Origin of the sequence: Antrihabitans stalagmiti (assembly GCF_016482825.1) — a bacterium.
GTDB lineage: Bacteria > Actinomycetota > Actinomycetes > Mycobacteriales > Mycobacteriaceae > Antrihabitans > Antrihabitans stalagmiti.
Genome location: NZ_JAEMNV010000001.1, coordinates 877344 through 889689, shown reverse-complemented (window position 1 = coordinate 889689; position 12346 = coordinate 877344). Strand labels below are relative to the sequence as shown.

At 63.6% G+C, this 12346-nt stretch carries 9 protein-coding genes and 1 pseudogene; 4 read left to right on the top strand and 6 right to left on the bottom strand.

The window, feature by feature from the left end:
* Positions 1 to 19: 19 nt before the first annotated feature.
* The 5 genes and pseudogenes from JGU71_RS04185 to JGU71_RS04165 all read right to left on the bottom strand — a co-directional run bounded on the left by JGU71_RS04185 (position 20) and on the right by JGU71_RS04165 (position 8490).
* Positions 20 to 757, bottom strand: coding sequence for a TetR/AcrR family transcriptional regulator (locus tag JGU71_RS04185; RefSeq protein ID WP_233528607.1), 738 nt, complete (start codon positions 755 to 757; stop codon positions 20 to 22).
* Between the two features lie 35 nt (positions 758 to 792).
* Positions 793 to 2337 (bottom strand): FAD-dependent monooxygenase, encoded by a 1545-nt coding sequence (locus tag JGU71_RS04180; RefSeq protein WP_199702518.1) that lies wholly within the window; start codon positions 2335 to 2337, stop codon positions 793 to 795.
* Positions 2324 to 3982 (bottom strand): (2,3-dihydroxybenzoyl)adenylate synthase, encoded by a 1659-nt coding sequence (locus JGU71_RS04175; RefSeq protein WP_199702515.1) that lies wholly within the window; start codon positions 3980 to 3982, stop codon positions 2324 to 2326. The genes JGU71_RS04180 and JGU71_RS04175 overlap by 14 nt, the downstream gene beginning before the upstream one ends.
* Positions 3979 to 6295: pseudogene (locus JGU71_RS04170) on the bottom strand (hydantoinase B/oxoprolinase family protein). Before JGU71_RS04170 ends, JGU71_RS04175 begins: the two are co-directional and overlap by 4 nt.
* A gap of 92 nt (positions 6296 to 6387) precedes the next feature.
* Positions 6388 to 8490 carry a hydantoinase/oxoprolinase family protein gene (locus JGU71_RS04165; RefSeq protein WP_199702512.1) on the bottom strand — a complete coding sequence of 701 codons (2103 nt, stop codon included), beginning with the start codon at positions 8488 to 8490 and terminating at the stop codon, positions 6388 to 6390.
* 155 nt (positions 8491 to 8645) lie between these two features.
* On the opposite strand from JGU71_RS04165, the gene JGU71_RS04160 reads away from it, so the two are divergent.
* From JGU71_RS04160 to JGU71_RS04145, 4 genes are read left to right on the top strand one after another with little or no spacing between them, the layout of a single operon-like run.
* On the top strand, positions 8646 to 9401 hold the full coding sequence (locus tag JGU71_RS04160; RefSeq protein ID WP_199702509.1) for a maleate cis-trans isomerase family protein: 756 nt from the start codon (positions 8646 to 8648) through the stop codon (positions 9399 to 9401).
* Positions 9402 to 9413: 12 nt separating this feature from the next.
* Positions 9414 to 10031: a VOC family protein gene (locus JGU71_RS04155; RefSeq protein ID WP_199702506.1), complete on the top strand. Its 618-nt coding sequence runs from the start codon at positions 9414 to 9416 to the stop codon at positions 10029 to 10031.
* Entirely contained in the window at positions 10028 to 10273 is a 246-nt protein-coding gene (locus tag JGU71_RS04150; protein ID WP_199702503.1) for a hypothetical protein, read from the top strand. Before JGU71_RS04155 ends, JGU71_RS04150 begins: the two co-directional genes overlap by 4 nt.
* Positions 10270 to 11514 (top strand): alpha/beta hydrolase, encoded by a 1245-nt coding sequence (locus JGU71_RS04145; RefSeq protein ID WP_199702500.1) that lies wholly within the window; start codon positions 10270 to 10272, stop codon positions 11512 to 11514. Before JGU71_RS04150 ends, JGU71_RS04145 begins: the two co-directional genes overlap by 4 nt.
* Here JGU71_RS04145 and JGU71_RS04140 read toward each other — a convergent pair.
* On the bottom strand, positions 11490 to 12257 hold the full coding sequence (locus JGU71_RS04140; protein WP_199702497.1) for an alpha/beta hydrolase family protein: 768 nt from the start codon (positions 12255 to 12257) through the stop codon (positions 11490 to 11492). The two genes, JGU71_RS04145 and JGU71_RS04140, sit on opposite strands and share 25 nt — an antisense overlap.
* Positions 12258 to 12346: the final 89 nt, after the last annotated feature.

The window sequence follows — 12346 nt, the reverse complement described above, 5'->3', positions numbered from 1 at the left end:
GAACCACTGACGGAGTGCGCTATTCCCGGCTCTGCTTGCCCAAGTGCTGTTCGAGGTAATCGACGTTCTGCCGGAGCAGTTTGATTGCCCGGGAAGGTCCGTCCAGAGCGACGGGTGGTGTGCGGCCTTCCTGCAGCACGCTGTGGACGGCCATATCTGCGAGTTGCTCCGCGACCGTCTCGGCGCTTGCGTCGCCGTCGGGGTGGTACCACCAGGCCATCCAGTTGAGCATGCCGATGATGCTCAGCGAAGCGAATCGTGGATCGAGTGGACGGAATGCGCCTGCCTCGATGCCGTCGCGGACAACCGTCGTGAACTCGCTGAGAACTCGCCGACGACTCTGGGCGTAGGTCTTCGAAAGAGCTTCGGGAAGTTCGGCTTCCGAACGGATGATCAGTCGAAACCGCTCGGGGGCCGCAGCGTGATGAAGGGCGATCGCTGTCGCCATCGCGTGCAGTTTGTCGACCGGTCCCAGGTCTTTCCGTTCGTTGATACCTGCCAGGATCACCGCAGGTTCCTCGGTGATCTCGGTGACGAGGCGCGCAAGAACCTCGTCCTTGTTCGCGACGTAGTGGTACAGCGCGGGACGGGTCAGTCCCATCGCGTCGGCGATGTCCTGAAGACTCGTGCCCGCGAATCCTCGTTCGGCGAAGAGCAGGGTGGCCTGCTCCATGATCTGCTTCTCGACCAGGTCGCGGCGAGTGCTGCTCGATGCGCGTGCTGCTGGTTCGGTCGAGCTTCCTTTTGGTGCGGGCATAGGCGAAGGATATCGGCCGTTGCGGACGGAGCGGGTCACACCGCTCCTCCCGTGTCGATCGAGACGAGATGGGTGCGTCCGCTGGCGAGTCCGGCGGCGAGGTCGGCTCTGAATGCGCTCGGACCCTCGACGACGACGAGGGTGTCGCCGACAGCCGACAGCCGTTCCGCGACGTCCAGCCGGGTCAGCAACGCAGCGCGATCGGACGGTCCGGTAAGCCAGAGTGCTTCGGCCGTCGGAGCGTTTGCCACCAGTTTGTCGGCGTCGGCCGACCACGCCGAAGAAACCCCTACTTCGAGCGTCGATGTGGTTGCGACGCAGCGCAGGTCGTCGGGTGCGATTCGATCGAGGTACAGCATTGATCTGTGTTTCAACGGCTGTTCGAGAATCCATTCGCTGATGCCATTCTCCGGTACCTCACCGGGGTCGGTACCGGCGTACGCTGCCAGCCCCTCCTTGGCGAGTTGCGGCGCTGACCGTACGTACTGCTCGATGTCGACTTTGCCCGCGCGAGTCATATAGGCGAGCATGAGCTGCTGTACGGGCAGGTGCATACGCTGCGGGAACGATTCCCACCACAGTTCACTGCGCTGCGCGATCTGCTGCAAATGGTCGACGGCGGGCCTGCGCTGTGCCTCGTAGGTCTCGAGCGCGGACGCGAGATCGGGCGCGCCGGCGATGGCCGCGTCGAGTGCGATCGCATCCTCCATCGCGAGCTTCGTCCCTGAGCCGATCGAGTAGTGCGCTGTATGCGCAGCGTCGCCGAGCAGGACGATATTGTTCGTGTGCCACGTCGCGCATTTGACGGTCCGAAACCGCATCCAGCGTGTGCGATTTCCGATGAGTGCGTGATCGAAAAGTGGACCGGCGAAAGCCTGCTCCAGGTAGCCCAACGATTCTTTGTCGCTTTCGTTGGGAGGTGTCGATTCCGTCGTACGGTCGAATCCGGCGTTGCGCCAGGTCTGTTCGTCCGTTTCGATGAGAAAGGTGCTGCGATCGTGCGCATACGGGTAGGCATGTGCGACGAACGTGCCGTGCTCGGTGGTCACGGGCACGAATACTGCACTCGGCAAGGCGAATTCGGTGCCGCACCAGAGGTACAGACCCGCACCGGTATCGACGGTCACGCCGAACTGCTCGGCCATGTCGGTGCGCGTGGCGCTGTTCACGCCGTCGGCGGCCACGATGAGATCGGCGTCCAGTGCGGCAATGTCGCGTCGCGTACCGAAATTCAGCCGTACGCCTGCCTCGGTCGCCTTCGCCTGCAGTACCGAGAGCAGGTCGGTGCGAGCGATCGCGGACAGGCTGCGCTGCGCTAGTCGCGCGATGCGATCACCCACCTGCATCGACATTTCATGGGAGTACGCGACCTCGATGATGGCGTCCAGGGAGGCTGAGTCGGCATCGCGCAAGTTGCGCTGCGTCCGCGACGCCAACCCGACTCCGAAGCCGAATGTCTTGTCGGGCAAACCCTGTTCGTAGACGACGACATCGGCGTCAGGGTGCCGCAGCTTGAGCAACCGCGCGGCGTAGAGGCCTCCTGGCCCGCCGCCGAGCACGGCGACACTATCGAGTCGCATAGTTTTCACCGCTCACCGCAAGATCAGCCGTCACTTTCGTGGCGATGTCGGTTCGTAACAGCCGTTTGTCGACCTTGCCGACATTGCTTCGGGGGAGCTCGTCGATCCACTCGAGTCGTTCCGGCCACTTGTATTTTGCAACGCCGAGGCGTGCGAGGTGGTCGCGGACCTCCTCGATCGACAACCGCTCGCCGTCCGCGGAAACCAGGTAGGCACAGGTCTTTTCGCCGAGACGAGGATCCGGCATTGCTACAACGGCCACACTTGCGATGCCGGAATGCAGGATGAGGAGTGCTTCGAGTTCTTCGGCGTTTATCTTCTCGCCGCCACGATTGATCACATCTTTGATCCGACCCTCGATGGAAACGTACCGAACGCCGTCGATCAGGGAGATCGCGGCGAGGTCGCCGGTGCGGTAGAAGCCATCCGACGTGAAGGCGGTGCGATTGTGGTCGGGCGCGTCGAAGTAGCCGACGATCGTGTACGGACCACGGCAGCAGAGTTCGCCGATAGTCCCGTCAGCGACAACGTCTTCGGTTCCCGGCTCGAGTATCCGGATGTCGTCGTGAACACTGATCGGCGTTCCGACAGTGGTCTGCCGGGCTTCGGCGGGCGAGTCCGGTGGTGACGCGAGAAACATGCCCTCCGCCATACCGAACAACTGCCCCGCCCACACACCACCTGCCTGTACGTGTTCGAAGAGGTCGGGACTGACCTTCGCGCCGGACAGCACTACGTGTCGAAGGTGCGTCCGGGCCTGCTCGAACGAGGGCGATTGCACAGCTTGATAGTGGCCGTGGCCTATCAGTACGTCGGTTGCACGCGATTGCGCCATCAGTTGGAACGCGCTCGGCGCGTCAGGAGTGGCGAGCACGAGACACGCGCCCACCGAGTGCGCCGCGTGCAGTCCGCAGGAGATCCCGGCGTTGTGGACGATCGGAATGAGGTGCGCGACAACGGTGTTCTCGTCCCAACCGAGGCGCTGCGCGTACAGCTGTGCGTTGTTCCAGTACTCGGCATGGATGCGGGGGATTACCTTGGGGACGCCCGTAGTTCCGCCGGACAGCTGAAAGGCTACGACGTCTGCAGGATCGATTCCCCGGTCGATTCGCTCGACCAGCGTTCGCGCCGACCCGGGATCGATGTCGGCGCCGATCGGCTCGTCGGCGACGAGGACGTGCTGGATCGTCGGGTGGCCCACCGCATGGTTGCGGGCGAATTCCACAAGCCCGACGACGCTCGAATCGACGAAATGCGCTACTGCCCCGACCTTTCGGCTGATCTGACCGATCTCGTGACCCCGGTGGGCGGCGAGCGTCGCGACGGGGATCACTCCCGCCTTGATCGACCCGTACCAGGCGACGACGGTGTCGAGCCGATTCGTCAGCTGAAAGAGGACAGGGTCACGCGGCCGCAGCCCACGTTCGGCGAGACCCGCGGCGAGCAGATCGGTTCGCCTGTCGAGTTCGGCGTAGGTGATCGTCGCGTCGGCGGTGATGACCGCCGGGCGATCTGGGAACCGGACGGCGACGCCGTGGAGCCGCCGTCCGGTGGTCAGGGTGCTCCATGCTCCGCTCGAGCGGTAGGCATCGGCACGGTCGCTCGGATAGGGAACGAGACGGCCGTCCCAATCGGATCTGCTCACGTCGTCACCGGCGCTGCTGGGAGGAGGCGCGCCAGATCGAGCGCATGGTTGGGGTGATCGGCGGGAACGATGCTGGAGTAGAACGCCGTCCAGCATCCTGGGCAGCAAAGTTGGCGGAACACAACCGGAGCGTCGACGTACTCGGTCGGATCGGACGTCACCTGCGGACCTGCCTCCGACGACGGACCGTCGTAGCGGGCCAGTTGGAGCTGGGTGTCGCTTCTTTCGTCGCCGAGCAGACGCCCACAGTGTGTGCACGCGATGACATGGATGCTGCCGACAGTCACTTCGGCGAGGTTGTCGTCGAGTCGGCGAGCGCCGGTCAGGTCCATGGTCGGTGCATCGGTGACGAATCCGGTCGAACGATCCTTGCGCTGTTGGCGTTTCGCCGTCCGCTTCGTGCGGGTCGCTGAATCGTCGCCGAGCACAACTCCGTAGACCGATTCCGCCGCGGCCTCCGTTATCTTGCCCTTCGCGGACGTCGGCGGCGACAGCATCGGGGTCACGAAGCAGCGGATCGCCGTACCCGCCGCCGCCTTGCCAGTGCATGTACAGCACTTCGCCTGGCGCGACGTAACTCTCGGCATAACAGGGACCGAGTTCGCGGGCGCCGTCGAGTTCGTCGAGGGTCGCCGGTATCGATCCGGCAGCGAACAGTTCGTTGACGCCGCTGTTGCGCGCCAGGATGTCGACGCCGGTGTTTCCGGGATAGCCGCCCGATAGACCGTTGTTCTGCGACACAGCCTTTCCGGCGGATGCGAGTACCAGGCCCATCGGCAGACTGGTGCCGTACGGAGTGATCGCGACAGACGCGCTCACACCACCGCGGTGCCGACCAGGTCCACCCGAGTCGGGTTCTTCGCGCCGCCAGAGTGTGAGTACGGGGTAGAGGAATTCCGTCATCTCGGTGTCGGGGACGCGTCCCATCGGGATGCAGAACAGCCCGCCCGTATCCATACCGTCGGCGGTCGGGCGTGCGCCGTATCCGCCTGCCATCGGTTCCATCAGGATGTTGAGGAATGGCACCGGAGTCTCCGGGCGTTCGTCGAGGCCCGCGATGACCGCTGTGTCCCACGTGCCGCAGCACGCCGCCTGCACACTCTTGCCGAGATCGACAGAGCGATCCAGCATCTGCGAAAGGCATTCGGCGATAAGCGTTCCGGTCAACCACGCGGGACCGATGGGACCGCGGCTCACAGCAGCGGGATACGTCGCGTTGTTGATCGTGCCCTCTTCGGAGATCAGATCGAAGCAGCGCATCAATCCGCCGGCAGACCACGGGATGTCGCCCGCGAGGATCGGCAGCAGTGCGAGCATGACGCCGCCGCGCATTCCTGCGTACGTGCAGTTGATGACCCCGACCTGTTTGTCGGTGCCGGTGAAGTCGAACGTGAGGTGGTTGGCCTGCTTGGTCATTGCGACGGTGATCTTGTGCAGTCCGCGGTCGCCTGTATGCGACTGGTCCTGGTACCCGGTAGCTTTCCAAGTTCCGTTGGGTAGGCCGGTGAGCTTGTCGCGCAGTCGATGTTCCGCATCCGACATCATGCGCTTCATGACCGCCTTGACGGTGTCGGCGCCGTACTGCTCGATGACCGCGTGCAAGCGGTTGCGGCCAACCGTGTTTGCGCCGATCTTGGCGCGCAGGTCGAGGCCCACCAACATCGGTACCCGCGATCGCCGTACCCAGGCGTCGGCGACGTCGGCCTGTAATACGTTGTCACGCATCACTTTTATCGGCGGGGTCGGCAGCGACTCGGAGAAGACGTCCTGCGCGGCGGGGGAGAACGAGCCGAGCCCGACACCGCCGAGGTCCGGTTCGTGGCAGATCGCGCTGGTCCATGCAAACAGTTTGCCGTCGTGAAAGACCGGCTGGTAGACGATGACGTCGTTCTGATGCAGCCCGCCACCGACCCACGGGTCGTTGCACAGGAACATGTCGCCTTCGGCGATGCCCGGATTGGTTGCGCGGTGCTGCAGGGTCCAGTAAATGGCGAGGTCTACGGCACCGACCAACATCGTGTTGTAGAGGCCGACCTGCACTTCCTGACCGACCTCGTCGCAGATTGCGAAGTCGAAGTCGTTGGCGTCGGTGACGATCGGGGACCCCGACATCCGCTTGAGTGCTTCGCCCATTTCTTCGGTGACCGACCAGAGTCGGTGCCGCACCACCTCGTAGGTGAGCGGGTCGATGTTGTCGATCTGCTCCTGGGTGACGGTATGTGCAGGCAACGACGGCGGGAGCGAGCGGTGGAGTTCGTCGGGATCGACGGGTCGGCTTGCGAAGATTTCGGAGCCTGGAATTGCCATAGTCATGAGTCGAGGTCCTTCGTGAGCATCGCAGCGAGGTACGAGCGAGGAGCGGAGGGAAGGTCCGCGACGGGTAACAGAGTCATTGTTGGGTGCTCCTACTTCGCGACGATGTTGAGGTTGCCGAGGCGGTCGACTGTGCCGGTGGTGTTGTGCGGCACGACAACGGTTGTGGTCGGTACTTCGACGATTGCGGGTCCTGACAGCACGTGCCCGGCGAGTAGCTTGCTGTAGTCGTACACGTCGGTATCGACGTAACCGTGAGCGTTGTCGAGACACACTTTTCGGCTGCCGAGCCGCGCGGCGGAGGCGTCGGTGGAGTCGGCCGACTTGAGCTCGGGTAGTGCAGGCGAGAACGGGAGAATGCCCGTTGCCCGGACGCGGAAGGTGATCGCTTGAATGCCTGCCTCACGGAAACCGCTTCCGGCGCCATACAAGTCGGCGTACTTCTGTTCGAAGAGGTCCGAGGCGTGCGCGATGGCAGCTGCGTCGAGAGCACCGTCGGGGAGTGGTGTTGCGACTTCCGCGAGCTGCATGGCGAACCGCATGTCGATTTCACGTTCGATCTGCACGGAGGTGTAGGTCAGTCCCTGCCGATCGAGCTGTTCTCGCACTTGCGATTCGAGCCGGTCGAAGTTCCGTGCGGCACGTAGTGGATCCATCGGCATCGTGCCGGGGTCCGACAGTTCGGCGGCGAGAACGATGTTCGACGAAGCGAGGCCGTAGGCGGAGAACGCGGACGCGACCTGCCCGAGAGGGACGATCACTTCGCGAACGCCGACTTCCGCGGCATAGGCAGCGCAGTGTGCTGGGCCTGCACCGCCGAAGGCGTAGAGGACGAAGTCGCGAGGATCGTGGCCGGCTTCGACGACCGTCTTTCGGAGTAGGTCGCCGGTCTGCGCGTTTTGCACCGCATAGATCGCGGCTGCCGCCTCTTCGATGGAAAGGCCGAGCGGCTCTGCGATTCTGGTCCGGATCGCCTCGCGGGCAAGTTCTTTGTCCAGTGGTTTGCGACCACCGAGCAGTCCGCGTTCGGGCAAAATTCCGAGTACAAGGTTGGCGTCGGTGTTGGTCGGCTCGGTGCCGCCCTGCCCGTAACAAGCCGGACCGGGGACCGCCTGTGCGCTGTGCGGCCCGACCTGAAGGTTGCCGCCCGAGTCGAGTCGTGCGATCGCGCCGCCGCCGGAGCCGATTGCGTGCACTTTCAGTGTCGGCACGTTGATCGGATGGTGGTTGATGACGGTGCTGCTGGCGCGGACGGGTTCGCCGTCGACGACGAGTCCGATGAGGAACGTGGTGCCGCCTACGTCGGTCGCAATGATGTTGCGGTGTCCGAGTTGTTTGCCGAGCGATACCGCGCCGACAACGCCACCGGTGAGTACCGACCCAACGGTGCTGATGGCGTTGCGAGGGGCTTCGGCTGCTGCGACAGCGCCACCGTTGCTCTGCATCACCAGCAGCGGACCCGCCAGTTTACGTTCGCGCAGCTTTGCTTCCAACGAGCCGAGGTAGTCCCGTAGGCCGGGACCGATCTGTGTGCTCATGATTGTTGTTGCGTTGCGGGCGAATTCGCGGATGCGCGGGCTGACTTCGCTCGACAGCGATACGAATATCGTCGGGTCGATTTCGTGGACGAGCTCGCGAATCCGTTGCTCGTGGACCGGGTTTCGAAACGACCACAGCAGTGAGACGGCGATTGCCTGCAGACCGTCGGCGAGCAGGGTTCGGATCGACTCGCGCGCGGAGTCTTCGTCGAGTGCGACGACGACGTTTCCGTCGCGGTCGAGCCGCTCGGTCACCTCGAGCGCATGCTTCTTGGGGATCAGACCGTGGGACTTGCTCTGCCCCATCACGTTCTGTAGTTCCTCGGGAGAGCTACCGAGGTAGCGGCCCTCGACGTTCATGATGTAGATCGAGTCGCGGTGGCCCTTCGTGGTGAGGAAGCCGACCGGCGGCACGTTGCCCATCACCAGCGCGTTCAGAGACGACGTCGTGCCGTGTGCGATGTGATGGGTGTTGGCCAACATCTCCTCGACGGGAGCGCCGAGTTGAGCTGCCAGCGCTTCGAGGACGTCGAGTACGCCCCGTGAATAGTCCGGCGGTGTCGACGGCGCCTTGGCCGCGACTATGGTGCCGGCGTCGTCGTCGAGAACTGCATCGGTGAACGTGCCACCGACGTCCACACCGATCACATAACCCATGGCAGTGCACTCCTTGCGCCGTTTGATTTACGTCTGCGTCGAGTATTCGACGAGGCCGAAAATATGTCAATACCCAATTGTGAGCGACTTTGCGCCTTGACGAATCGACACAAGCGTCGAATACTTGTCGTGTACGTAAACAAGAAGGAGAGCGGATGACCTTGCACCGGATCGGGCTCGTTGTACCGAGCTCGAACGTCACCGTCGAGACGGAGCTGCCTGAGCTCCTGCGTCGACATTCATTGGCGCAGTTCTCGTTTCATTCGACGAGGATGCGGATGCACACGGTGTCGCCTGCGCAGCTTGCCGCCATGAACGCGCAGCGGGAGCGGTGTGTGTTGGAGATTGCGGATGCCTCACCCGAGGTGATTCTCTACGCGTGCCTCGTCGCGCTGATGGTCGGCGGACCCGGTGAGCACCAGCGTGTCGAGAGTTCGGTAGCGGAGCAACTGGCGACCGGTGGCTCGCCCGCGCTGATTCGTTCCAGTGCGGGCGCACTCGTCGAGGCGCTTCGTGCGATCGACGCGACGCGGATCGCGATCGTCACCCCGTACGTTCGTCCGCTCGCGGAGAAGGTGGTGGAGTATCTCGAGGCCGAAGACTTCGTGGTGGCCGACTGGCGAGCGCTCGACGTCGCCGACAACGCCGAGGTCGGCTGCATACCCGGTGATCGGGTTATGGCGGCAGCCAGGTCACTCGACCTCACCGGAGTGGACGCCCTTGTCATCTCTGCCTGTGTACAGATGCCGTCCCTCGATTTGGTCGATGCCGCGGAGCAGGAGTTCGGAGTCCCCGTCCTGTCCGCGGCCACCGCAGGCGCCTACAGCCTCCTGAGGAGTTTGCAACTGCCAGTGACGATTCCGGGCGCGGGCAGTTTGCTTCGCGCCGACGTTGCGTCCGTAATCGCCTAGAAAGGAAACACGATGCAGCACACAGTGCGCGGTGTCGACCACGTCGCCTATCCGACGTTCGACCCGGCCGCGACGGTGAAGTTCTATCGAGACGTACTCGGATTCCCTGTCGTGCACTCGATTTGCGCGGCCGGCTGGGGACCCGACAAGCATCCGGACTTCATCCACTTCTTCTTCGACATCGGCAACGACGACCGCCTCGCGTTCTTCTACTACTTCGGCACAGCACCGTTCGCTGGTGGACCGCAGGGTGATTCGTATTCACGTTTCGAAGCAGAGGTCCCGATCTGGTTCATTCGATCTCGGCACCTCGCGATCCATGTCGACAGCGAGGCCGACCTGATGGAATACCGGCGGCGGCTCGACGGCAGCTCGTGGCCCGTCGAAATGCAGATCCAGCACGAGACGATCGAATCGATCTACACCCACGATCCCAACGGGTACATGATCGAGTTCACCAGAGCGATGCGACCGGTGACGCCGCAGGAAGATCTCGACGCCAACCTGACCATCGACGCGCTCGTCGAGATCGTCGGCGGACCCGACGTGAGCATGGGGGCGCTGCTTGCTCGCAAGGCCGAGCTGATCGTCGAGCGTACCGCGGGGGCATGGGAGTTGGCCAACCGATGACAACGATGTTCCTGCTCGACGTACCCGAGAACACGTCCATCGCCGCGGTAGCCGACAAGGACGCGGCGGTGACGATCGACCGAGTAGGTCCGTACTTTCGGATCAGCTCGGAGTCGGCGATCGTGATCGACCGCCGATCGACCGGCTGCAGGCACGCGGTCTGGTACAGCTGTATCGCCGGATTGTTGAACTCGCGAATTACCCAGTGGGACAAAGACGCCATGCGGATAGAGCCACGATGACCGACACTGCGGAGCGAGTAGGCGCGGGTCGGTATATCGAATCGGCCGAGGTGCCTGCGAACACGGTGACAAGTGTCCACGAACTCGACACTCACGACGGCGCGAAAGTTACCGGTGTCCTGCGTACCGTGCCGGGCGCGCAGACGGTGGTGAGTTTGATGCATCCTCGGCAGGACCTGACGCATCATGTGCTCGTTCCCGAACTGCTGGCCCGCGGATTCGCGGTGTGGACGCAGGGGACCCGCTCGGTGAACAACGACATTGCGCTTGTGCACGAGCAGGCGCTGCTCGATGTGGCTGCAGGACAGGTGTTTCTGCGCGACCACGGCTTCGAGCCCGGCGTGAGTCTCGGCCATTCGGGTGGCGGAACGCTGTTCGCGTTCTACCACCAGCAGGCGGGACTACCTGCGGCGCAACGGCTCACTCGAACGCCGGCGGGCCGCCCGGTGGACCTCGGTGGTGCAGACCTGCCACTTCCCGGCGCCGCGATCTTCATGGCCCCACATCCGGGCCAAGGCGCGTTGCTACTGCGTTCGATCGATCCGTCGGTAGCTGACGAGAGCGATCCGCTCTCCGTCACTAAGGAACTCGACCCGTTCAGCCCAGCAAACGGCTACGCCGAACCGCCCGAAAGCTCCAGTTACTCAGCCGATTTTGTCACCGCCTATCGCGCAGCTCAACGGGACCGGATCGCGAGATTGGACGAAATCGCGCGTGCAAGAGTGTCGAACGCCGCTGCGGCGCGTCACCGGTACAAGGCTTCGGGGGACGCTGGTGATCGTCGTGCGTCGCTGGCGCCACGTGTGCTGACCGTCTACCGCACCGACGCGGACCTCCGATTCACCGATCTGTCACTCAGCGCGAACGAGCGGCCCTACGGGTCGCTGTTCGGACGTCGACCGGATCTGACGAACTACGGACTTGTCGGCTTCGGACGGCTGTCGACGCCCGACGCCTGGCTGTCGACCTGGTCGGCACTGAGTACCAACGCGGACTTCGTTCGCTGCGCACCAGGGGTCACGGTGCCATCGCTTTTCATCGAGTTGACCGGCGACCAAGCATGTTTCCCGGAGGATGCCGCCGCCATGTTCGGCGCGCTCGGTGCGAGTGACAAGACCTCCGTCCGAGTGGCAGGTACACACTTCGGCGGCCCGATCGCCCCCGGTGCGCCCACCGGCTCGAGTCTGGCGGCGGCTGCGATCGGTGAGTGGTTGTCTCAGGTGCCGTTCGGACCAAGGTAGGGATCTGCCCACGCGCCTATGATGCGACCCGCCCGTTTGGCCTGACCGGGCTTGGTGAGGAAGTGATCCGATCCTTCGAGCGATACAAAACTTCTTGGGTGACGGGCGGTTTGAAAGATCTCACTCGCATTCGAGATGCCGACGGTGTTGTCCGTAGGTGAGTGCAGGATCAGAAGCGGCAGATGCAGGCCACGAATCTTCTCTTTCAGTTGCGCGTTGCGGACGTCCTCGACAAAAGCCTTTTTGAGAGTGAGTTTGCGTCCGCCGACCAGCCATTCGGCGCTGCCCTCGGACAGCACCCGGTCTACGACGGCGTCGTACTGCTTCTCGGCATGTGACGGATCGACGGGCGCACAGACGGTGACGACCGCGCGTACGGCGGGTGACTGCCTCGCGGCCGCGATCACCGCGGCGCCCCCGAACGAGTGACCGATCAGGATGTCGGCCGGCGTGCCACGCTCGGCCATGAACTCGCACGCTTTGACTACGTCGTCGACTTTGACCGTGAACGAACCGTCACCCCAGTCTCCTTCGGAATCGGTGAGTCCGAGAGCGTCGAAGCGCAGCATGCCAATTCCGTCCGCTGCCAACTGTTTACAGATTCGCGCCGATGCGGGGGAGTCCTTGCCGAGGGTGAATCCGTGCGAGAAGACACCCCAGCCCCGTATCTCGCCTGCCGGGCGATCGATGATGCCGCCAAGCAGGGGGCCGGTAGAGCTCGGGAAGGTGACGCGTTCAGCCATGGAAGGAGTTTTATCACTTCGACGCTGAACAACCTGCCCGAATCGTCGGGGTCATAGCGGAACGGGTCGTAGTAGGGGATCCTGCCGAT

What these genes read in the sequence shown, in the direction of transcription:
- JGU71_RS04185 (WP_233528607.1), bottom strand. Translation starts at nt 757, where the DNA reads ATGCCCGCACCAAAAGGAAGCTCGACCGAACCAGCAGCACGCGCATCG.
- JGU71_RS04155 (WP_199702506.1), top strand. Translation starts at nt 9,414, where the DNA reads ATGCAGCACACAGTGCGCGGTGTCGACCACGTCGCCTATCCGACGTTC.
- JGU71_RS04145 (WP_199702500.1), top strand. Translation starts at nt 10,270, where the DNA reads ATGACCGACACTGCGGAGCGAGTAGGCGCGGGTCGGTATATCGAATCG.
- JGU71_RS04180 (WP_199702518.1), bottom strand. Translation starts at nt 2,337, where the DNA reads ATGCGACTCGATAGTGTCGCCGTGCTCGGCGGCGGGCCAGGAGGCCTC.
- JGU71_RS04140 (WP_199702497.1), bottom strand. Translation starts at nt 12,257, where the DNA reads ATGGCTGAACGCGTCACCTTCCCGAGCTCTACCGGCCCCCTGCTTGGC.
- JGU71_RS04160 (WP_199702509.1), top strand. Translation starts at nt 8,646, where the DNA reads ATGACCTTGCACCGGATCGGGCTCGTTGTACCGAGCTCGAACGTCACC.
- JGU71_RS04165 (WP_199702512.1), bottom strand. Translation starts at nt 8,490, where the DNA reads ATGGGTTATGTGATCGGTGTGGACGTCGGTGGCACGTTCACCGATGCA.
- JGU71_RS04150 (WP_199702503.1), top strand. Translation starts at nt 10,028, where the DNA reads ATGACAACGATGTTCCTGCTCGACGTACCCGAGAACACGTCCATCGCC.